General features: G+C 42.8%; 17 protein-coding genes. 9 read left to right on the top strand and 8 right to left on the bottom strand.

All coding sequences use genetic code 11. The annotated features are described in order from the left end of the window. Positions 1-58 precede the first annotated feature (58 nt). The 3 genes from KCTC52924_RS11430 (at position 59) to KCTC52924_RS11420 (ending at position 2,032) form a co-directional block, all read left to right on the top strand. Entirely contained in the window at positions 59-421 is a 363-nt protein-coding gene (locus KCTC52924_RS11430) for a MauE/DoxX family redox-associated membrane protein (RefSeq protein ID WP_251808255.1), read from the top strand. A gap of 46 nt (positions 422-467) precedes the next feature. Next, positions 468-1,100 carry an MOSC domain-containing protein gene (locus KCTC52924_RS11425; protein WP_251808254.1) on the top strand — a complete coding sequence of 211 codons (633 nt, stop codon included), beginning with the start codon at positions 468-470 and terminating at the stop codon, positions 1,098-1,100. Positions 1,101-1,429: 329 nt separating this feature from the next. Beyond that, positions 1,430-2,032, top strand: a complete 603-nt coding sequence (locus tag KCTC52924_RS11420) for an alpha-ketoglutarate-dependent dioxygenase AlkB (protein ID WP_251808253.1) — start codon at positions 1,430-1,432, stop codon at positions 2,030-2,032. Positions 2,033-2,056: 24 nt separating this feature from the next. Here the strand turns inward: KCTC52924_RS11420 and KCTC52924_RS11415 are convergent, their stop codons facing one another. Beyond that, positions 2,057-2,833, bottom strand: a complete 777-nt coding sequence (locus KCTC52924_RS11415) for a S1/P1 nuclease (RefSeq protein ID WP_251808252.1) — start codon at positions 2,831-2,833, stop codon at positions 2,057-2,059. Positions 2,834-3,029: 196 nt separating this feature from the next. Between KCTC52924_RS11415 and KCTC52924_RS11410 the strand changes: the two genes are divergently transcribed. From KCTC52924_RS11410 to KCTC52924_RS11385, 6 genes are all read left to right on the top strand, one after another. Next, positions 3,030-5,285 (top strand): transglycosylase domain-containing protein, encoded by a 2,256-nt coding sequence (locus tag KCTC52924_RS11410; protein WP_251808251.1) that lies wholly within the window; start codon positions 3,030-3,032, stop codon positions 5,283-5,285. 95 nt (positions 5,286-5,380) lie between these two features. Next, positions 5,381-6,241 (top strand): SPFH domain-containing protein, encoded by an 861-nt coding sequence (locus KCTC52924_RS11405; protein ID WP_251808250.1) that lies wholly within the window; start codon positions 5,381-5,383, stop codon positions 6,239-6,241. A gap of 514 nt (positions 6,242-6,755) precedes the next feature. Next, positions 6,756-6,920 carry an Arc family DNA-binding protein gene (locus KCTC52924_RS11400; protein WP_251808249.1) on the top strand — a complete coding sequence of 55 codons (165 nt, stop codon included), beginning with the start codon at positions 6,756-6,758 and terminating at the stop codon, positions 6,918-6,920. 127 nt (positions 6,921-7,047) lie between these two features. Next, a complete protein-coding gene (locus KCTC52924_RS11395) occupies positions 7,048-7,851 on the top strand; it encodes a Cof-type HAD-IIB family hydrolase (protein ID WP_251808248.1) in 804 nt (267 codons plus the stop codon). 32 nt (positions 7,852-7,883) lie between these two features. Continuing rightward, positions 7,884-9,143, top strand: coding sequence for a DUF819 domain-containing protein (locus KCTC52924_RS11390; protein ID WP_251808247.1), 1,260 nt, complete (start codon positions 7,884-7,886; stop codon positions 9,141-9,143). 44 nt (positions 9,144-9,187) lie between these two features. Further along, entirely contained in the window at positions 9,188-9,901 is a 714-nt protein-coding gene (locus tag KCTC52924_RS11385; RefSeq protein ID WP_251808246.1) for a DUF4369 domain-containing protein, read from the top strand. A gap of 81 nt (positions 9,902-9,982) precedes the next feature. Here the strand turns inward: KCTC52924_RS11385 and KCTC52924_RS11380 are convergent, their stop codons facing one another. The 7 genes from KCTC52924_RS11380 to KCTC52924_RS11350 form a co-directional block, all read right to left on the bottom strand. Next, a complete protein-coding gene (locus tag KCTC52924_RS11380; RefSeq protein ID WP_251808245.1) occupies positions 9,983-10,252 on the bottom strand; it encodes a hypothetical protein in 270 nt (89 codons plus the stop codon). 32 nt (positions 10,253-10,284) lie between these two features. Continuing rightward, positions 10,285-11,253, bottom strand: a complete 969-nt coding sequence (locus tag KCTC52924_RS11375; RefSeq protein WP_251808244.1) for a type I phosphomannose isomerase catalytic subunit — start codon at positions 11,251-11,253, stop codon at positions 10,285-10,287. Between the two features lie 108 nt (positions 11,254-11,361). Continuing rightward, complete coding sequence (locus KCTC52924_RS11370) at positions 11,362-11,769, bottom strand: 6-carboxytetrahydropterin synthase (protein WP_251808243.1); 408 nt, start codon at positions 11,767-11,769, stop codon at positions 11,362-11,364. Beyond that, positions 11,766-12,299, bottom strand: coding sequence for an isopentenyl-diphosphate Delta-isomerase (gene idi / locus KCTC52924_RS11365; protein WP_251808242.1), 534 nt, complete (start codon positions 12,297-12,299; stop codon positions 11,766-11,768). The genes KCTC52924_RS11370 and idi overlap by 4 nt, the downstream gene beginning before the upstream one ends. 97 nt (positions 12,300-12,396) lie before the next feature. Beyond that, positions 12,397-13,311 carry a type IX secretion system membrane protein PorP/SprF gene (locus KCTC52924_RS11360; protein WP_251808537.1) on the bottom strand — a complete coding sequence of 305 codons (915 nt, stop codon included), beginning with the start codon at positions 13,309-13,311 and terminating at the stop codon, positions 12,397-12,399. A gap of 58 nt (positions 13,312-13,369) precedes the next feature. Then, positions 13,370-15,394, bottom strand: coding sequence for a gliding motility-associated C-terminal domain-containing protein (locus tag KCTC52924_RS11355; protein ID WP_370671464.1), 2,025 nt, complete (start codon positions 15,392-15,394; stop codon positions 13,370-13,372). 35 nt (positions 15,395-15,429) lie between these two features. Beyond that, positions 15,430-22,218: a hypothetical protein gene (locus KCTC52924_RS11350; protein WP_370671463.1), complete on the bottom strand. Its 6,789-nt coding sequence runs from the start codon at positions 22,216-22,218 to the stop codon at positions 15,430-15,432. Between the last annotated feature and the right edge of the window lie 388 nt (positions 22,219-22,606).

Raw genomic sequence — 22,606 nt, 5'->3', positions numbered from 1 at the left:
TAATTTCCCCGTATCTTGTACGGCATAGCAGTAACTATTAACAGCAATAAAAAATAGAATGACCTATCCTTGGCATCTTTACCTCATGGCAATCCTCTACCTAGTTGCTGGAACCATGCACTTTATACAACCCAATGTATACCTTCGCATAATGCCTAGGTATCTGCCACATCCTAAACTCTTGGTTGCATTAAGTGGGCTTACAGAAATACTTTTGGGAGTGGGTTTGTGTTTCGGGGCTACAAAAGATATTTCCATCTATGGCATTATGGCTATGTTGACCGTATTTCTCTTGGTACATTTTTATATGCTTAAAGGCAAAAAAGAAGCGGCGGGAATTCCCAGGTGGATACTGATTCTTCGGATTCCATTACAATTAGCGTTGATTTATTGGGCCTATTATTACCTTGGAAATATTTAAAATTGAAAGACAACAGCATACCCATGGAAATAATAAGATTTTTAAAATGAAAGTCATCGCTACCAATACAGGTGCCGCAACTACTTTTCTATGGAACGGAAAAGAGGAACAGACCGGAATCTATAAATACCCCTCCCAACAATCGTTGTTCCTAGGAGAAACTGATGTAGAAAACGACATTGTAGTGGATCGGAAACATCATGGAGGGATCCATAAGGCCTGTTTTTTATTTGCTTCTGAACACTACCCGTATTGGAAGTCGATCTATCCAAGTCTAAGCTGGGATTGGGGCATGTTCGGGGAAAACCTGACAACTCAAGGAATGGAGGATTCCACCACCAGAATCGGGGATATTTATCGTATTGGTTCCGCCTTGGTGCAAATTTCCACTCCAAGGGAACCTTGTTATAAATTGGGAATACGGTTTAATGATCCTAATATCATTAATATGTATATAACCTACGGTCAGCCTGGCACCTACGTTAGAGTTTTGGAGAAAGGCCGTGTTACACAAGGCGATACCATTGAACTTGTTCAGCAATCCAAAAATACCTTAACAGTAAAGGAATGCTTCACTATTATCCTTTCCAAGCATAAGGATCCAATTCTGTTATTGAAGGCAATAAATAATCTAGCCATACCAGAATACAAACGGTTGCGACTTCAGCAGTATTTATAATTCAGGATCGCAACTATAAAATATTATATTTAGTTTAGAAGTCCATAGATTTTTAAAAGGCGAAAAGCCTCGCCTACTCAATTTCGCCCAGATTTATCATGTGCAAAGAAGAGCTATAGGAATGCATTAGTTGAAATCTAGAAACCGAAGAGTTTGGCTAAAGCCAAAATCGCTATAAAATTTTCACCACGGGTTAAAACCCGTGGCAATTGAAAATCATTAAAGACGAGTGGTTATTGAAAAACTTTTAACCCTGAGTGAATCGGAGTAAGCGAACAAATTAAAGTAACTAGTTTAAACATCTACAAGACCAATTAATCGGATTCTTAATGAATACTCCATTATTTTCAGACCCTATAAATCTTCAACTACCTGATAGCGATATTATCTATTACCCCAACTTCATTTCTGTTCCACAGGCCGATTTCTATTTTGATCAGCTTAAGAATAATACACCTTGGCAACAAGACACTATCACCCTATTTGGAAAAACACACCCGCAACCCAGACTTACAGCCCTTTATGGAGACAATGGGAAACCCTACAAATATTCCGGTATCACCATGCATCCCCATAAATTCTCTCAGGAATTATTGGAAATCAGAAATAGCATCCAACGTAAAACGGAAATTGAATTCAGCAGTTGTTTGTTAAATTTATATAGAGATGGAAGCGATAGTAACGGCTGGCATGCCGACGATGAAAAGGAATTGGGGAAAAACCCTATTATCGCATCCATCACCCTTGGCCAAGAACGCTATTTTCATTTAAAACACAAGAAGCTAAAAAATTTAAAACATAAAATACTGTTGCAACACGGCAGTTTATTGTTAATGAAGGGGGAAACGCAGCACCATTGGCTACATCAGATTCCCAAAACAGCAAGGTCCGTTAAGGAAAGAATGAACCTTACCTTTAGGGTAATCACATAAAAAACACTACACCTCTCAAACTCCTTAAAACAATTCGTTCAAGACCTTAGCCAAACGGAGTCCACCTCGCTGTAATTGTCGCTCCACAGTAGTCCAATATTTATAACCGTAGTCATATCCCAGCTTCTCCCCTACCTCAACGGAATCATATAGAATATTGGCCATATCATGGGATTCTTCAACCCAATCATATACATCACCCTTTTGAATGGACTTAATTTCATTTTTGGATAGCTTAGGCAGGTTCCCAGCAAGTTCGGAATAACTCATCCCGTAATCATCTATCATATTGGCATCCCACAAGCGATGTAAATTGGTTCCCCTACCGAACCACGTAAGTTGAATGTCATTACCTCCTTTATCCTCCAATCGTCCTACGTGCATAGGCTGATGAAGGTCTCCAATTAAATGAACCAACATTTTTAAATAAAAAACCTTGTCTTCATGAGCACTGTTTTCATCCCTTATTATGGCAATACATTTCTCTATCCCTACTACCACATCCCCAGCTTTACTAGGCTTTACCTCGGTATACTTTTTATCCATGGGATAGTTTACATAATGCCATGGGGCAAATTTGGAATAAGTTCTATCGGACTTTATATCATCGGCATAGGTGGAGATTAAAGCCAAACTTTGTCCATTTAACAGTTTTCTTAAGGCTCTTTTTGATTTACCCGACAAGTGATTCTGTGCCACTTCACCAATAGTTCTATGGCCTGTTTTGGACCATTCCATTTCATTGGCAAAGGAAGTTTGCATGAACAACGCAAAAAGACAACACAGAATAAATTTTTTCATTTTAAAGTATTAATTACGGTTAAGAGTGATGATAATTGCCATAGCTACCTTCATCTAAAAATGGGTTTTAAATCCTCAGATCAGTATCAGTGTGGATTAAAAGCTCAAAAATAATCAATTGCACTATAAGGTATTGTTAAGAATTAACCTTATTTAATTATTAAATTTGATATTGCACCCACAAAAAATAAACTTCATGTTTAAAAAGATAAAGCATCCAATCCTTAGAGTTGGAATTATTTCATTATCAATTTTAATTGGGTTGTTATTCTTATTTATCCTTAGCATATATATAGGTGCATGGGGCAAACTCCCAACCAAGAAATCACTTTCAGATTTTCATTACCAAAGAGCCTCCGAAGTATATTCTGCCGACAGTGTATTGATCGGCAAATATTATCTATACGACAGGCAGCCCATCACCTATGAAGACTTGTCTCCACAATTAATATCAGCTTTGGTAGCCATTGAGGACGAAAGATTTTATGAGCATTCGGGAATAGACTTTACCAGTCTTGCAAGGGTAGGGATTAAAACCATTTTAATGCAAGACAGATCTTCGGGTGGCGGTAGCACCATTACACAGCAGTTGGCAAAAAACCTGTACCCAAGGGAAAGAGCTGGGATACTACAACTTGTGGCTACAAAATTTAAGGAGATGATCATAGCGAAAAGACTGGAACGGATCTACTCTAAAGATGAAATTATAATGCTGTATCTAAATACAGTTTCATTTGGGGACAATACGTTTGGAATAGAAAGTGCTGCATTAAAATTCTTTAACAAAAGGGCAAAGACTCTAAAATTAGAAGAAAGTGCTGTCCTAGTAGGAATGTTAAAGGCCACCTACGGGTACAATCCACGGGTGTTTCCGAAAAATAGTGTAGAAAGACGAAATTTAGTAATCCGTGCCATGGAAAATAATAATTATTTAACCCCAAAGGTGGCGGACAGTATTGTATTGACCCCCTTAAAATTGGATTACCGGGATTATGATCACAATGATGGAATTGCACCCTATTTTAGGGAAGAGGTAAGGAAACAGCTCCTAAAATGGGCCAAGGAACAACATGAAGAAGGTCAGGAATACAATATTTATACCTCCGGATTAAAAATTTATACCACCTTGGATTATAAAATGCAACTTTTGGCCGAAGAAGCCATGCAAGAACATATGCAAAAACTTCAAGATAGCTTTGAAAAAAGCTATGGTCAAAAAGCGCCATGGAAAACGGATAAAAAGTTGATCGCTAAGATTATTCAACGTTCAGATGTCTACAGAAAATTAAAAACTGCTGGTCTAAGCGAGTCAGAAATTATGGATTCCCTGCAGATTAAAAAACAAATGATGTTGACAGATTGGAAACGAGACACCACTATAATGGCCAGTTCTATAGACAGTTTACTTCATTACGCTAAATTCCTAAATGTAGGATCACTTTCTGTAGACCCATCTAATGGTGCCGTAAAAACTTGGATAGGGGGAGTTAATTTTAAACATTTCAAATACGATCATATCTCACAGAGCAAACGGCAGGTAGGGTCCGCATTTAAGCCCATTGTATATACTGCCGCCCTGGAAAGCGGAATTGACCCCTGCACCTATTTTTCCGCACAAGAAGTGGAATACGAAAATATGGAAGGATGGTCGCCCAGCAATTCTGGAAAAAAGGATGAGGCTTACCTCAATTATTCCATGGAAGAGGCATTGAGCAATTCGGTTAACACCATAGCTGTAAAAGTGCTGGAGCAAACAGGTATTCCCAAGGTCTTGGCACAGGCTAAAAAAATGGGGATAGAAACTAAGTTACCTCAATTGCCTTCCTTGGCATTAGGTACGGCGGAGATTAAAATTAACGAACTGGCAAAAGCCTATTCCAGCTATTTAAACAATGGGAAACCAGTAGCCCCTTTTCTAATACAGCATATAAATAACGAAAAGGATTCTACCTTAACCGCTTTTAAGCCAATAATTTCCGAAGAACGCGCCTTTTCTGATGAAAATGGCCAGATCATGATACAAATGATGAAGGCTACAGTCAATAGCGGTACGGCCACACGGATTCGCTCTACCTATGGCCTAAAAAATGAGATTGCCGGAAAAACCGGGACCACACAAAACAATAAAGACGCTTGGTTTGTAGCACTTACGCCCAAATTATTGAATATTACCTGGGTAGGGTTGGACAATCATGAAATTGGTTTTAAAAGCACCAGTCTAGGTCAGGGTGCCAATGCTGCATTGCCCATTTTTGCACTTTGGACACAAAAATTAAATGCCGATAAAAGCTTTAATTATATCACCCAGGCTAAATTTAAATCCCCTAGCCCCAGCGTACTTGGAAAAATGGATTGCGATCCGGTAAAACGAGATGGATTTTTTAAACGCCTTTTTAAAAATCCGAACAAGAAAAAGACCAAAGATTTTAAAACCGATAACGCAAAGACCTAGGAAGCAATATTCCAATTTCTTGAAATGGCCTGGTATTATAATAAATTTTAATATCTTTATGATATCATTTTAATATCACACTAAATAACTAAGCCATGACACAAGAAAAAAACATTACTGCTGCCAACGGATATATAATACTAGCTGCACTACTCTTTCTTATAATTGGGGCATTTGTATTGCTTTCCAATGACATGGTACTCTATGGTTTACCTTTAGCGTTAATCATTATTATTTCACTTCTAGGATTTGTTTTGGTGAATCCCAATGGATCAAGGGTATTACTATTGTTTGGGAAATATATGGGCACCATTAAAACCAATGGCCTTTTTTGGGTAAATCCACTTTATACGAAAAAGAAAATTTCATTAAGGGCAAGTAATTTTGACAGTGAACGATTAAAAGTGAACGACAAGCTTGGAAATCCAATTATGATCAGCACCATTTTAGTCTGGAGGGTTACCAATACTTACAAAGCTGCCTTTGACGTAGACGATTACACAAATTTTGTACGCGTTCAGACCGATGCCGCGGTCCGTAAACTGGCCAGCATGTATCCATACGATAATTTTGCCGATGAGGGCGTAGATGAAGATATCACTCTGCGATCTAGTGTTAACGAAGTAAGCGAAGCCTTGGAAAAGGAAGTTCAGGAACGCCTTCCCATGGCAGGGATAGAAGTATTGGAAGCTAGGATCGGATATTTGGCCTATGCTCAGGAAATTGCCAATGCAATGCTAAAAAGACAACAGGCAACGGCAATTGTTGCGGCAAGACATAAGATTGTTGAAGGTGCAGTAAGCATGGTAGAAATGGCTTTGGATCATCTGAGCAAGAAAAATATTGTTGAACTGGACGATGAAAGAAGAGCGGCCATGGTAAGCAATCTTATGGTGGTTCTTTGTTCCGATAAGGATGTTACCCCAGTAGTGAACACTGGGACCTTAAATCACTAGGCCATGCTCGGTCTTAAGAAATCACAGCGTTTTGATCAATGTTGGGTGAAACATATACTATTATATCCCATAGGGTTTATGCCATATTTCATTGAGTTATTTTAGGAGAAAACATAGGCAATGTGGCCAGCACGGATAAGACTGTACAACTAATATTCATTTTACTCTGCTAATCACCATGGGATTGATATTCTCCATGAAACCGTATACAATAATCGATTTAGTCGGAATCCATTTTCGTTTTAAACCTTTTCACCGCAAGAAAAAAACCATACAATGGCCTGCAATCACCAATCGCAATGTTTGGCAATACCTATTAATATGGGGATGGGGAAATCGTATCTCCCCAAAAGAACGGAAAGACATGTAATGTAAGGGGAAATCAAGGTGTTCAGCTCGAGCTAAAATCCGGAAAGAACACTCTGATAGGTACACAAAAAGAAACTGAAGCCTCTATTGTGTTTTATAACATATATAGAAAGCAACTCTAAAGAGGGATAAATAAAGTTGAAAAATGAGTAAAAAGAAAGCTTTTGCACTACGATTAAATGAAGATATGCTGAAGGCCATTGAAAAATGGGCATCGGACGAATTTCGCAGTGTAAATGGACAGATAGAATGGTTGCTGATGAAAGGGCTCAAAGAAGCGAAAAGAGATCCCAAAGACAAGGACGAATAGCATTTTTATTATCAACAATCCCTTGGGAAATCTTAATCCACAAAGAAATCTACGCCATATATATCAGCATAAGTTTATATTTGACCCAAATTAATCCTTGGATACTACTCCAATAGAATTCTCATTAATGAATTATAAAATATTATGCTCTGATCTGGATGGCACCTTATTGACCTATAAAGACAACGTGTCCGACTATACCATCAACGAAATAAAAAGGATCAGGAGCTATATGCGGGTCATTCTAGTTTCGGCAAGAATGCCAAAATCTATGACCTATATACAAAAAGGCTTGGGAATTGAAAATCAGCCCATTATTTGTTATAACGGGGCATTGGTCCTGGACGGGGGAAATCAATTGAGCTCTACTTATATCCCTTTAAACTTAATTGAAGAAATATATAAAAAGGCGAGTAAAATGGATATTCAGCTAGGCCTCTATTCCGGAGATGAATGGTATGTGGAGTTATATTCTGAAAGAGTCCGAAAGGAGATAAAGTACACTAAGGCCCTCCCTGAGTACAGACGCACCAATGCAACTATTTCCGATTGGAGAACTAGAGGCATAGGGGGTCATAAAATTATGATGATGGGTAAGAAAGAAAGCATGGACACAATTTTCCCCATCCTTTTCAACACATTTTCAGACACATTGAACCTATATCGATCCAACGATACCCTAATTGAGATCGCTCCCAAATCCGTATCTAAACTAACAGCCATTTCCCTCCTATTGCGAGAAGGGGAAGGTTTAAAAGATGTGATTGCCTTTGGCGACAACTACAATGATATAGAAATGCTGCAAAATACAGGTCATGGTGTTGCCGTGGGCAATGCGAGGGAAGAAGTAAAGAAAATTTCCCACGCTGTAACCCTAAAAAATACAGAGGACGGAGTGGCTCATTATATAAAACAGCATCTATATATTTGATTATATTTGGCGCAAATTGAATTTTACACGTTATGACAGAACCTTTTATCACCAATGACACCGTTGTTTTTGGACTTTTAACCCTTTGTCTTGGATTTATTTTTTACACCTCCTCCCTAAAAACTGGTTTTTGGAGTAAATTCTACAACATTGTCCCAGCTGTTCTAATGTGTTATTTACTGCCTTCTATTCTAGCGAGCAGCGGACTTATTTCGGATAAAACCTCCAATCTTTATTTTGTAGCTAGTAGATATTTATTACCTGCTGCGTTGGTCCTAATGACTTTGAGTATAGATATGAAGGCCATTTCTAATTTAGGTTCTAAAGCCTTAATCATGTTTTTTACGGGATCTGTGGGCATAATTATTGGCGGGCCCTTGGCAATTCTGATTATTTCTATTTTTTCACCTGATACTGTAGGGGGAAACGATTTTGATGCCATCTGGAGGGGTTTGTCTACCCTTGCGGGTAGTTGGATTGGCGGTGGGGCAAATCAGGCTGCAATGTTAGAAATATATCAATACAATCCTGAAAAATATGGCGGAATGGTCCTTGTAGATATAGTGGTAGCCAATGTTTGGATGGCGCTTATCCTCCTTGGTGTTGGGAAGACCAAAAGAATAGACAAATGGCTTAAGGCAGATACTTCTGCCATAGAAAAGTTAAAGATAAAAGTTTCCGAGTTTTCGAAGCGGATCACTAGGGTCCCTACCCTAACCGATTATATGATGATGCTCTTTTTTGCATTTACCGCCGTAGGTTTATCCCATTTTTTTGGTGACTATATTAGTTCGTTTTTAGGTTCTTTTGAAAGCGTAAGTGATAAAAAGAGTTTTTTATCCTTCTTGGGCTCCAATTTTTTCTGGATGGTGGTAGTTGCCACAATTCTCGGAATTGCGCTTTCATTTACTAAGGCAAAGAGCTATGAAGGAGCCGGCGCAAGTAAAATAGGAAGTGTATTCATCTATATCCTGGTTGCTACTATTGGAATGAAGATGGATTTGACCAAGGTATTGGAAAATCCCGGTCTGATCGTAATTGGCTTTGTATGGATCAGTATTCACGCTGGTCTACTCATCCTAGTGGCAAAGTTAATCAAAGCGCCTTATTTCTTTCTCGCTGTGGGGAGTCAGGCAAACGTTGGCGGCGCAGCCTCGGCCCCAATAGTTGCGGCAGAATTCCATCCTTCCCTTACCTCCGTTGGGGTACTATTGGCTGTATTTGGTTATGTTGTAGGAACGGGTGGCGCTATTCTTTGTACTATTCTAATGGAAATTGCCTCAAAAGTTTAAAATCCCATAAACTTTAATGATATTTGCGAACGAATAAACAGACTATGAAAAAAATTTTTATTACTGGCCTAATAGCCGCTTTTATTGCCTCATGTGCAGGTACTACAGAAAACACCATGACCGTTTCGGGGAAGGTGAAAGGATTAAAAAAGGGCACCTTGTACCTTCAGCACATTGCGGATACCAGCTTGGTTAATATTGATTCTCTAACAATTAATGGGGATGGAAATTTCTCTTTTACTACAGATATTGAAAGTCCAGAAATCTTTTACCTATACCTAGACAAAAAGGACAACAACGCAATTAACGATCGAATTACTTTTTTTGGGGAGCCTGGTGAGATTACCATAAATACTTCTTGGAACACATTTGATTTCGATGCCATAATAAAAGGCTCGAAAACTCAAGATAAATTAAGTGAATATCAAAAAATGATGTCCAAATTCAATACCAAAAATTTAGAGTATATACGGACTAGCCTCGATCCCAAAACGCAAAAAGACCAGGCCGCTATGGATTCACTTATAAACCTTAGTGATAGGAATATAAAACGCAGCTATCTGTTCGCGTTAAATTATGCCATGAACAATACCGATTCCTATATTGCCCCATATATCGCCTTAAAAGAAGTATCGGATGCCAATATCAAATATTTGGATTCTATAAGCAACTCACTTAGCCCCGATGTAGCCAATTCTAAATACGGAAAGGAATTAAAAAAATACGTTGCAGATCAAAAGTCCAACAAAGACAGGTAAATCAACGATTAAAGATATTGTATTAACCAAAAAAAGCATCCTTAACGGGATGCTTTTTTTAGTTGATACGTATTTTTTGGATTAGCCTAATTTATTAAGCTGCTCTACCAAAGTTGCTGCTTTGATTTCCAATTCCTTACGAACTTCTTTTAAATGTGCCGGTCTGTTGTCCACATCTTTTTTGTTTACCTTTTCAATTAGGTCATCAAAAGTTCCGATTGCGCCATCTATGACCGCATTTCCCTCTTTAGAATTTTGACCATTTTCTGTAGCGTCTACTAGATATACCGCTTCAATAATATCGCCTAAAACGTAATTGATGTCTTTTTTTAAATCTCTTATACTTGCCATTGGTAAAATATTTTATGCAAAAGTAATCATTTTCAGATTGTAACCTCTAAAAGTTTTGCATTCGTTGTATTAATATGTAAATTATTAGATTTGGCAGGGATCAATACGGTCTGTCCTTTCTTCAAATTTGCTTTGCCAAAGTTGTTGGATATGGTAGCGGAACCATCCACACACATATAGATCGAAAAGGAATCGCGTTGGGCAATATCCAATTCCAAGGGCTGGGTCAGATTTAGAAAGTTCGTATTAAAATAGGGGCAGGAAACCATAGTGTTAACAGTATCCTCATTCTGGGCGTAGGTAACCTTAAAATCTTCCTTTCTCTCATAGTCTATGGCATCTAAGGCCAAATTGGTATGCAGTTCCCTAAGATTCCCGTTCTTATCTTTTCTATTAAAATCGAACACCCTATAGGTAACATCGGAGGTCTGCTGAATCTCGGCCAACATGACGCCCGCGCCAATAGCGTGTATCTTCCCCGTATTGATGAAAAATGTATCTCCTTCCTTTACCTTCTCGTAATTTAATAAATCTAACAATTTATCTTCCTCAATACTGTTGGAATACTGGGTCTTGCTAACGTTCTTGTTAAAACCGACAATAAGTTCTGCGTCTTGATCGGCGTCCATTATGTACCACATTTCGGTCTTCCCAAAAGAATTATGCCGTTTTTTCGCCAATTCATCATTGGGATGCAATTGAATAGACAGGTCTTGTTTGGCATCTATAAATTTGATGAGAATTGGAAATTCCCTTCCAAATCTATCAACAACGCTTTTTCCTAATAAGTCTTCTGGGTACTTTTCTATGAGTTCTTGCAATGAGATTCCTTGTAATTCGCCGTTGGCTACTAGGGAAACATCTCCTGCCACCCCGGACAGCTCCCAGCTTTCCCCTGTAATATCGCTAGTTATTTCCTTTCCCAGCACTTCCTTTAATTTTGTTCCTCCCCAAAGCCTTTCTTTTAGGATAGGATCAAACTTTAATGGGTATAGGTCCATGATCAGTTATATTTTATTGTTAATTTTATATTAGAATTTTTTACAGACCCAGCTTGCTACTAACCACTTTAGAGGATTTAGATTTTCAAGACTCCATAATTCCTTATTCTAACCAGAAAAGGTTACAAAGTTCCTAGGTGTTTCATAAAGTACCACTTCCAGATCGAGGCTTAATTTGATGGACGGTCTTAGTTCGTTCCAAATAAATACCGCGATATTCTCTGCCGTCGGATTTACGGTTTTAAACCATTCAATCTCTACATTTAGATTTTTATGGTCTAATACGTTCTCCACCTTATCTTTAATAAGGTCTTTTAGCAATTTCATATCCATAACGAACCCCGTTTCTTGGTCTATTTTCCCGGTTACACTAACTACAAGCTCGTAATTGTGACCGTGGAAATTTGGATTGTTGCACAAACCAAAGACGGCATCATTTTTTTCATTATCCCATTCCGGTCTATACAGTCGATGGGCGGCATTAAAATGCGCTTTTCTGCTTACTTTAACTTTCATACAACTTTTATATCTTGGGTAATATGATCGTAAAATTTATCAAAAATAATTTTGAACCAGGCCGAGTATTTATCGGGGTTTTCCGTGATATCTATTTTAATATCTTCTGGTTTCATCCATTTCCAAGCGGCTACTTCCTCTGGATTTATATTGGGTTCTCCATTGTATTCCCCTATCATAACATGATCATACTCGTGCTCTGTAAGTCCATTATCAAATGGGGCTTTATAGATAAAGGAAAACACTTCCTTTAAAGGGGTCTCAAATCCCATTTCCTCTATAAGTCTCCTTTTCCCTGCTTCAATATTGGATTCGCCAACCCTTTGGTGACTGCAGCAAGTATTTGCCCAAATTAAAGGGGAATGGTATTTATGGGCAGCTCTTTGCTGAATCATAGTCTCTCCCTTATCGTTCATGATAAAAACCGAAAAAGCTCTATGAAGCAATGCTTTTTCATGGGCCTCCATTTTAGGCATGGTCCCAATTTGCTCATCCAACTCATTTACCAGTATAACATTTTCTTCTTCCATAGCGTAAAAATAAGGCTTTCCCTTATTATAAGGGTTAAGTCTTTCTTAAAAAGAAACTTTGAAGAAGGAAGGAAAACTACTGCTTAATTGATGAATATTAGAAAAATCGGGGAGATTTTAAATTGGTCAATTGCTTTATAAAATCGTAGCGTAGAATAATCTCAAAAGAACCATCATTAAATACAGCTTGCCCTAATTCCGTGGTTTCCCTGTCATATGCGATACCAATTAAAAACTCACTTGATATTTGAAATCCGGCCATAGCACTTACTGCGGCATCCCATCTATACCCTGCCCCCAAAATAAATTTATCATTGAGTATAAAGTTGGCAGAAAAATCTAATTGCAAGGGTGCGCCTTGTACTACTTTCGACAATAGGGTAGGCTTAAATTTTAAATTGGCATTCAAATCAAAGACATAGCCTGTTATCAGATAAAAATTCATCTGCTCTTGAGCGGTTGAAAGTGATTGCCCGTCAAAATGTGTGGTCTGTAAAAATCTAGGGACTGAGAGTCCTACATAATATTTATTGGTGCGATAATACACACCTGCACCAATATTGGGGGAAAATTTATTGTCGATATCGTGTTCTAAGGTAGGATCGACCTTTCCGGGATTAGTATAATCCTGGTTTAATTCAGAGAACCGTATATCCAATAGATGTGCACTGGCTTTAAGACCAAAGCTCAATCTACCCTCACTAGAGGTATGGATGGTATATGAAAAATCGCCATCAAAATAGGTTTCTGAAGTAGGCCCAATCTTATCGTTCACAACAGAAACCCCCAAGCCTACTCCCCTATATCCAATCGGAGAATGTATATTTAAGGTCTGTGTAGTGGGTGCACCCTCCAAACCGACCCATTGCGACCTATGAAGGGCCGCAATACTTATATGGCCCCTAGACCCTGTATACCCAGGGTTTACGCTTACCGTATTATACATATACTGGGTATATTGGGCATCTTGTTGCGCCTTAACTTCTAACCCCAATAATAAAAGGATCAGCATGCACAAAAATGAAAATTGATGATGTGAAAATCGTCTTTTTATTGGGTATAGCATTCGTTTATCTATTTATATAAATATATCCCGTTAGGGTAGTAGGCTTACTTTGATCTGTTTGGGCATACTCCAATATATAGAAATAAGTACCTACCGGTAATTTATTGTCTTGGTCTACGGTTACCCTTCCCTTAGAGGTTCCGTCAAAATAATTAGAATTATTATTATAAGCCTTGGTAGCATATACCAGAACCCCCCAACGATTGTATATTTTGATCGTATTATTTGGATAGTTTTCAACTCCTTTAATGGTCAACACATCATGGATTCCGTCATTATTGGGAGTAATCACATTAAACACTTCCAATCCATCTTCCAAAACAACTATATCGGGGTCTAAATAATCCGGGATACCGTCGCCATTAAAATCGTCGTTGGCCCAATTCCCATCGCCATTGGTATCTTCATCTCTGGTAAGAATACCGTCCCCATCATCATCGGGATCCCTGAAGTCCACCTCATTGTCTCCATCCGTATTGGGAAGGTCATTTAATGGGTCGTCTATTTCATCGTTTACATCTATATCGATAAGTACAGCACCTTCAAATCCGTCGTCCAGACCATCGTTATCCTTATCGGATCCAATGAAAACTACATCTGGGATACCATCGTGATTATGGTCATGCCCTTCAATATAATCGGGCACCCCATCATCATCACTATCCTCATCCAGATAGTCGGGCATACCGTCCCCATCCGTGTCAACAGGGAACAGTCCAAGGTTGCCATTTTGTTCGTAAGCATCATCCAAACCATTATTATTGGCATCTATACCACTGGGTGGTATATAACCCAAAGTAGTCTGAGCTTCCACATTATCGGGGATACCGTCATTATCACTATCAATATCTAAATAATCAGGAATTCCATCGCCGTCGGAATCCGTTGGATCGGTAGATGGATCGTTATCGCCATCCAGATTTAGGTCTTCAAAACTATCTAGAATCCCATCGTTATCAGTATCTAGATTCACTATACCCACCGCATTTACTATAACTCTAACGCTTGCTGTACTACAATTTAACGAATCGTCACACAAGGTATAGGTAAACTGGTCAGTTCCCACATAATCGGTATTGGGAGTATAGGTTAGCGTATCATCGGTAAGATTGTTTGGTGTTCCGTTATCATTAACCACCACTGTTCCATTTGGTGGGATGGAGGTTATAAAAGTGCCGATAACTGGTATGTCATTATCGTTCCTCATAACATCGACCTCAATGGCTTCATTTTCTAAAGTAACTACAGCATCCTCAAAGGCGTCCACAATTGGTAGCACATTTACATTTACGATAGCAGTACTACAATCGCCCTTGGAATTACAAACAGTATAGGTAAAAGAAGTATTCCCATTAAAATTAGGGTTGGGAACAAAAGTAACTATGTCGTCCGATGGATCGTTGGGCGTACTATTATCCGCGATAAATACATTGCCATTAAACGGATTTGAGCTGGTCAGTATACCATCTGATGGGATATTGCTATCATTATCGAATATGGGTACAACTACAGAGTCGTCTTCATTCATCGTCACAAAATCGTCCTCCAAAATACTGGCCTGTTGTATACATACCACTGTAAAATTGGGGAGATCAAAAGAATTTCCCGCCTTTGTTACCGTAGCGGTATATCGAGCAACACTTTGGGTGGCTGTAACCATAGGCCGTAATTGATCGCCACTAACAGAGGGTGACCAACTTAAGGTGGCGGCTGGACCTACGTTATTGGAAATATCCAATACAACCTCGTTATCTGGATTGGAACAATCGGTCACAATAAAATAACCACTGGCATTGGATCCACAAAGAGTCCCATCATAGGTAGCAAAATAAATTCCAGGTTGGGATACCTCATAAAAGAAATCGGTCCCTAAGATCGTATTCCTATCTGATGCTTCATACCATTTATAGTTGTGTTCATCACTGCTGTTAGATGCCTGCAACAAAAACTGGGCATGTAAGGCCGTTATGTTCAGCAAAGCAAAGGCCAGCGTGATTAATAATAATCTATAAAGATTGTTCGGTCTCAAATTGTTGGTTGTAATTGGTTATTGGGTTTTTTAATTTATTTTACAACAAAAACTACATTGATCAAGGAATTGTAATCTGTTGGTGTTGCGATCACATCATAGGTCATTTCCCCAAATTCGTCAACACTTACATTGTCAAACACCGAATTATCATAATGTGTAACATAGTAATAAAGTTCTGTATTGGCATAGGTCGGAATTGCAGTAGGCGCTAAATTACTGGACACCATAGGCGATCCAAATTGAGTAATGTACTGATCATGTAAATCTATTTTTCTTCCTGTTCCAGTTGATGAAGCATCTACCGCAATAGAAGGAGGATAAAATATCCTTGCCGCTTTTGAAGTAATAGGTGCAATTGCTTGTATTACCTCCTGTATGGTTGTTTCATTCGTTACCACTGTTTTGCCAGCATCATCAACGTCAATAGGCACACGTAGTAGAACTTCGTCATCATATTGGTCATCTGTACTTGTTGCTGCCAATTCATCAATTGCTGCTTGAGTATTTGTTGCTGCTAATCCTGATGTTGTATTGGTATAACTTACTTGGGATGCATCTTGAATCTCGTTAGTAGGGTCGTTATCATTATCTGCTACTGATATACTTCCTCCACCATTTGACAAAGTAACATCGGTACCTGTCTGTGATAAGGTCTGCAGTTCATTGGTAGGATCAAAATCGGCATCATTAACATTTAAGCTAATAGTGTTTCCGCCTGAGATACTTATATCTCCTGGATCTCCATTTGTGGACAAGGTTTGATCATCTGTCGCTGGATCTCCTGCTGGACCTACTGCGCCCGTAGGACCTTGCGGACCCTGAGCACCATCGGCTCCTGTAGGACCAATTGGACCATCATTTCCTTGAATACCTTGTGGCCCCTGAGCTCCGTCAGCGCCATCAGCACCTGCTAAACCTTGTGGGCCAGCAGGACCGTCATTTCCTTGAATACCTTGTGGCCCCTGAGCTCCGTCAGCGCCATCAGCACCTGCTAAACCTTGTGGGCCAGCAGGACCGTCATTTCCTTGAATACCTTGTAGGCCTTGTGGACCCTGAGCGCCATCAGCACCATCAATACCTGCTAGACCTTGTGGACCAGCAGGACCGTCATTTCCTTGAATTCCTTGCGGACCCTGAACACCATCTGCACCATCATTGCCATCAGCTCCTGAAGGACCAGTAGGACCATCATTTCCTTGAATACCCTGAGCACCATCTGCACCATCGTTTCCATCAGCACCGGCTGGACCTTGCGCACCATCAGCACCTGTAGGACCTTGAGCTCCGTCAGCACCATCATTTCCATCAGCTCCTGCTAAACCTTGTGGACCGGCGGGACCGTCATTTCCTTGAATTCCTTGTGGACCCTGAGCACCATCGGCTCCAGTGGGACCTTGAGCTCCGTCAGCGCCATCAGCACCATCGTTACCATTAGCACCGGCTGGACCTTGAACACCGTCAGCGCCATCGTTACCATCAGCTCCTGCTAAACCTTGTGGGCCTTGTGGACCCTGAGCGCCATCAACGCCATCATTACCATCGGCTCCTGCTAAACCTTGTGGGCCAGCAGGACCGTCATTTCCTTGAATACCTTGTAGGCCTTGTGGACCCTGAGCGCCATCAACGCCATCGTTACCATCAGCACCTGCTAAACCTTGTGGGCCAGCAGGACCGTCATTTCCTTGAATACCTTGTGGACCCTGAGCGCCATCAGCACCATCAGCACCATCAATACCTGCTAGACCTTGTGGACCAGCAGGACCGTCATTTCCTTGAATTCCTTGTGGACCCTGAGCACCATCTGCACCATCATTGCCATCAGCACCGGCTGGACCTTGCGCACCATCAGCACCTGTAGGACCTTGAGCTCCGTCAGCACCATCATTTCCATCAGCTCCTGCTAAACCTTGTGGACCGGCGGGACCGTCATTTCCTTGAATTCCTTGTGGCCCCTGAGCGCCATCAGCACCATCGTTACCATCAGTACCTGCTAGACCTCGTGGACCAATAGGACCGTCATTTCCTTGAATTCCTTGCGGACCTTGAGCACCGTCAGCACCATCATTGCCATCAGCACCGGCTGGACCTTGCGCACCATCAGCACCTGTAGGACCTTGAGCTCCGTCAGCGCCATCATTTCCATCAGCTCCTGAAGGACCAGTAGGACCATCATTTCCTTGAATACCCTGAGCACCATCTGCACCATCGTTTCCATCAGCACCTGCTAAACCTTGTGGACCGGCGGGACCGTCATTTCCTTGAATTCCTTGTGGACCTTGAGCACCGTCAGCACCATCAGCTCCTGCTAAACCTTGTGGGCCAGCAGGACCGTCATTTCCTTGAATTCCTTGTAGACCTTGTGGACCCTGAGCACCATCGGCTCCAGTGGAACCTTGAGCTCCGTCAGCGCCATCAGCACCATCGTTACCATTAGCACCGGCTGGACCTTGAGCGCCGTCAGTACCATCGTTACCATCAGTACCTGCTAGACCTTGTGGACCAATAGGACCGTCATTTCCTTGAATTCCTTGCGGACCCTGAGCTCCGTCAGCACCATCAGCACCATCAGCACCATCGTTACCATCAATACCTGCTAAACCTTGTGGGCCAGCAGGACCGTCATTTCCTTGAATACCTTGTAGACCTTGTGGACCCTGAGCACCATCGGCTCCAGTGGGACCTTGAGCTCCGTCAGCGCCATCAGCACCATCGTTACCATTAGCACCGGCTGGACCTTGAGCGCCGTCAGTACCATCGTTACCATCAGTACCTGCTAGACCTTGTGGACCAATAGGACCGTCATTTCCTTGAATTCCTTGCGGACCCTGAGCGCCATCAGCGCCCGTGGGGCCAGTAGGACCATCATTTCCTTGAATTCCTTGTAAGCCTTGTGGACCTTGAGCTCCATCAGCGCCATCGTTGCCATCAGCACCGGCTGGACCCTGAGCACCATCCGCTCCAGTAGGACCGTCATTTCCTTGAATTCCTTGCGGACCCTGAACACCGTCAGCGCCATCGTTGCCATCAGCACCGGCTGGACCTTGCGCACCATCAGCACCTGTAGGACCTTGAGCTCCGTCAGCGCCATCATTTCCATCAGCTCCTGAAGGACCAGTAGGACCATCATTTCCTTGAATTCCTTGTGGACCTTGAGCACCATCTGCACCATCATTGCCATCAGCACCGGCTGGACCTTGCGCACCATCAGCACCTGTAGGACCTTGAGCTCCGTCAGCACCATCATTTCCATCAGCTCCTGCTAAACCTTGTGGACCGGCGGGACCGTCATTTCCTTGAATTCCTTGTGGACCCTGAGCACCATCGGCTCCAGTGGGACCTTGAGCTCCGTCAGCGCCATCAGCACCGGCTGGACCTTGAACACCGTCAGCGCCATCGTTACCATCAGCTCCTGCTAAACCTTGTGGGCCAGCAGGACCGTCATTTCCTTGAATTCCTTGTAGGCCTTGTGGACCCTGAGCACCATCCGCTCCAGTAGGACCTTGAGCGCCATCGTTACCATCAGCACCTGCTAAACCTTGTGGGCCAGCAGGACCGTCATTTCCTTGAATACCTTGTGGACCCTGAGCGCCATCAGCACCATCAGCACCATCAATACCTGCTAGACCTTGTGGACCAGCAGGACCGTCATTTCCTTGAATACCTTGCAGACCTTGAGCACCGTCAGCGCCATCAGCACCATCGTTACCATCAGTACCTGCTAAACCTTGTGGACCAGTAGGACCGTCATTACCTTGAATTCCTTGCGGACCCTGAGCACCATCAGCGCCATCAGCACCATCGTTACCATCAGTACCTGCTAAACCTTGTGGACCAGTAGGACCGTCATTACCTTGAATTCCTTGTAGACCTTGAGCACCATCTGCACCATCGGCTCCAGTGGGACCCTGAGCTCCATCAGCACCATCGTTACCATCGGCTCCTGCTAAACCTTGTGGGCCAGTAGGACCATCATTTCCTTGAATTCCTTGTGGACCTTGAGCACCATCTGCACCATCATTGCCATCAGCACCGGCTGGACCTTGCGCACCATCAGCACCTGTAGGACCTTGAGCTCCGTCAGCACCATCATTTCCATCAGCTCCTGCTAAACCTTGTGGACCGGCGGGACCGTCATTTCCTTGAATTCCTTGCAGACCCTGAGCGCCATCAGCACCGGCTGGACCTTGAGCACCGTCAGCTCCTGCTAGACCTTGTGGACCGGCGGGACCGTCATTTCCTTGAATTCCTTGCGGACCCTGAGCACCATCGGCTCCTGTAGGGCCAGTCGGGCCATCATTACCTTGAATACCTTGTGGCCCCTGAGCGCCATCGTTACCATCAATACCTGCTAGACCTTGTGGACCAGCGGGACCGTCATTTCCTTGAATTCCTTGTGGACCTTGAACACCGTCAGCGCCATCGTTACCATCAGTACCTGCTAAACCTTGTGGACCAGTAGGACCGTCATTACCTTGAATTCCTTGCGGACCCTGAGCACCATCAGCACCGGCCGGACCTTGAGCACCGTCAGCACCATCGTTACCATCAGCTCCTGCTAGACCTTGTGGACCGGCGGGACCGTCATTTCCTTGAATTCCTTGCGGACCCTGAGCACCATCGGCTCCTGTAGGGCCAGTCGGGCCATCATTACCTTGAATACCTTGTGGCCCCTGAGCGCCATCAGCACCATCGTTACCATCAATACCTGCTAGACCTTGTGGACCAGCAGGACCGTCATTTCCTTGAATTCCTTGCGGACCCTGAACACCATCTGCACCATCATTGCCATCAGCACCGGCTGGACCTTGCGTACCATCAGCACCTGTAGGACCTTGAGCTCCGTCAGCGCCATCGTTTCCATCAGCACCTGCTAAACCTTGTGGACCGGCGGGACCGTCATTTCCTTGAATTCCTTGTGGACCTTGAGCACCGTCAGCACCATCAGCTCCTGCTAAACCTTGTGGGCCAGCAGGACCGTCATTTCCTTGAATACCTTGTAGACCTTGTGGACCCTGAGCACCATCGGCTCCAGTGGGACCTTGAGCTCCGTCAGCGCCATCAGCACCATCGTTACCATTAGCACCGGCTGGACCTTGCGCACCATCGTTACCATCAGTACCTGCTAGACCTTGTGGACCAATAGGACCGTCATTTCCTTGAATACCTTGCAGACCTTGAGCACCGTCAGCGCCATCAGCACCATCGTTACCATCAGTACCTGCTAAACCTTGTGGACCAGTAGGACCGTCATTTCCTTGAATTCCTTGCGGACCCTGAGCTCCGTCAGCACCATCAGCACCGGCTGGACCTTGAGCACCGTCAGCACCATCGTTACCATCAGCTCCTGCTAGACCTTGTGGACCGGCGGGACCGTCATTTCCTTGAATTCCTTGCGGACCCTGAGCACCATCGGCTCCTGTAGGGCCAGTCGGGCCATCATTACCTTGAATACCTTGTGGCCCCTGAGCGCCATCAGCACCATCGTTACCATCAATACCTGCTAGACCTTGTGGACCAGCAGGACCGTCATTTCCTTGAATTCCTTGCGGACCCTGAACACCATCTGCACCATCATTGCCATCAGCACCGGCTGGACCTTGCGCACCATCAGCACCTGTAGGACCTTGAGCTCCGTCAGCACCATCATTTCCATCAGCTCCTGCTAAACCTTGTGGACCGGCGGGACCGTCATTTCCTTGAATTCCTTGTGGACCCTGAGCACCATCGGCTCCAGTGGGACCTTGAGCACCATCCGCTCCAGTAGGACCTTGAGCGCCATCGTTACCATCAGTACCTGCTAGCCCTTGTGGACCAGTAGGACCGTCATTTCCTTGAATTCCTTGCAGACCCTGAGCTCCATCAGCGCCATCGTTGCCATCAGCACCGGCTGAACCTTGCGCACCATCAGCACCGGCTGGACCTTGAGCGCCGTCAGCACCATCGTTACCATCAGTACCTGCTGGCCCTTGTGGACCAGTAGGACCGTCATTTCCTTGAATACCCTGAGCACCATCTGCACCATCGTTTCCATCAGCACCTGCTAAACCTTGCGGACCAGTAGGACCGTCATTACCTTGAATACCTTGTGGCCCCTGAGCGCCATCGTTACCATCAATACCTGCTAGACCTTGTGGACCGGCGGGACCGTCATTTCCTTGAATACCTTGTGGACCTTGAACACCGTCAGCGCCATCGTTACCATCAGCACCCGTGGGACCTGCTAAACCTTGTGGGCCAGTAGGACCATCGTTACCATCAGCTCCTGCTAAACCTTGTGGGCCAGTTAAATCCGCGGTAGTAAATGTCGTATTATCATCATAGGTCAAGGTAAACGTACCGTCCCCATTGTCCACTGTAGACTTTATACCGTTACCCTTGGCTGCTATATCTACAATTGGAACTGAAACTGTATTTCCTTCGCTGTCAGTGACCACTAAATCCGCACCCACTACCGCAAAATTGGCATTCGTTGTATTTGTATTCGTCGCCGCAGCAATATCCGCAAGGGCCAAGGTTACAGAATTGTTCTCACTGTCCGTCAATATAAGATCCGTACCATCTTGCGTCAAGCTCGTGTTGGTAGTATTCGTGTCCGTAGCCGTCAATTCCCAAGAATCGCCATCCCAAAAGTATATCGTCCCGGTATTTGTATTTACATAAATATCTCCAATATCTGCACCTGATGGAGTTGCCGCCGCAGCCGCTGTAACAAGTGTCCCGCTTAAAACCTCACAATTACATTGGTCTTCCAAGGTAACTGTGGTTTGGGCGAAAGCAAAACCGGATATCAGGAAAATAAGTAGTAGAATTTTTTTGGTCATGACGGTTGGTTTACTTTATGCTAACTTTTAATTATACTGTTGGTGTAGTATTTGTTCAATTATCCAATTTCCAGAAAGGAAATAACTTTACCCTACAAATATTGACTATCCCTGGCCTTGACGAAAATAAATGTTGTGTAAGTGGATTTTAATACTGTATAGAGCAATAAACTAGGGGTTTGGTCAATTAAAATGACGATATTTAACCGTGGTCATTGGTCGATATAGCCTTTAAACAAGGTGTTTTATCGACAAAAAGATTAGCTTTATATATATGATTTGTGTTGAACTACGGAAGTGAAATTTATTGCATTATGATAGTATATTTCAGCTGAAATAACCCTTCAGAGATTCCCTAATTATTGAGACATACCTAAATGAAAAAACA

It is taken from the genome of Arenibacter antarcticus (assembly GCF_041320605.1).
GTDB lineage: Bacteria > Bacteroidota > Bacteroidia > Flavobacteriales > Flavobacteriaceae > Arenibacter > Arenibacter antarcticus.
The sequence above is the reverse complement of the archived record's forward strand: the minus strand, read 5'-3'. Positions and strand labels throughout refer to the sequence as shown.

Coding starts and splice junctions, on each gene's coding strand:
- KCTC52924_RS11430 (WP_251808255.1), top strand. CDS start 59: ATGACCTATCCTTGGCATCTTTACCTCATGGCAATCCTCTACCTAGTT.
- KCTC52924_RS11425 (WP_251808254.1), top strand. CDS start 468: ATGAAAGTCATCGCTACCAATACAGGTGCCGCAACTACTTTTCTATGG.
- KCTC52924_RS11420 (WP_251808253.1), top strand. CDS start 1,430: ATGAATACTCCATTATTTTCAGACCCTATAAATCTTCAACTACCTGAT.
- KCTC52924_RS11415 (WP_251808252.1), bottom strand. CDS start 2,833: ATGAAAAAATTTATTCTGTGTTGTCTTTTTGCGTTGTTCATGCAAACT.
- KCTC52924_RS11410 (WP_251808251.1), top strand. CDS start 3,030: ATGTTTAAAAAGATAAAGCATCCAATCCTTAGAGTTGGAATTATTTCA.
- KCTC52924_RS11405 (WP_251808250.1), top strand. CDS start 5,381: ATGACACAAGAAAAAAACATTACTGCTGCCAACGGATATATAATACTA.
- KCTC52924_RS11400 (WP_251808249.1), top strand. CDS start 6,756: ATGAGTAAAAAGAAAGCTTTTGCACTACGATTAAATGAAGATATGCTG.
- KCTC52924_RS11395 (WP_251808248.1), top strand. CDS start 7,048: ATGAATTATAAAATATTATGCTCTGATCTGGATGGCACCTTATTGACC.
- KCTC52924_RS11390 (WP_251808247.1), top strand. CDS start 7,884: ATGACAGAACCTTTTATCACCAATGACACCGTTGTTTTTGGACTTTTA.
- KCTC52924_RS11385 (WP_251808246.1), top strand. CDS start 9,188: ATGAAAAAAATTTTTATTACTGGCCTAATAGCCGCTTTTATTGCCTCA.
- KCTC52924_RS11380 (WP_251808245.1), bottom strand. CDS start 10,252: ATGGCAAGTATAAGAGATTTAAAAAAAGACATCAATTACGTTTTAGGC.
- KCTC52924_RS11375 (WP_251808244.1), bottom strand. CDS start 11,253: ATGGACCTATACCCATTAAAGTTTGATCCTATCCTAAAAGAAAGGCTT.
- KCTC52924_RS11370 (WP_251808243.1), bottom strand. CDS start 11,769: ATGAAAGTTAAAGTAAGCAGAAAAGCGCATTTTAATGCCGCCCATCGA.
- idi (WP_251808242.1), bottom strand. CDS start 12,299: ATGGAAGAAGAAAATGTTATACTGGTAAATGAGTTGGATGAGCAAATT.
- KCTC52924_RS11360 (WP_251808537.1), bottom strand. CDS start 13,311: ATGCTGATCCTTTTATTATTGGGGTTAGAAGTTAAGGCGCAACAAGAT.
- KCTC52924_RS11350 (WP_370671463.1), bottom strand. CDS start 22,218: ATGACCAAAAAAATTCTACTACTTATTTTCCTGATATCCGGTTTTGCT.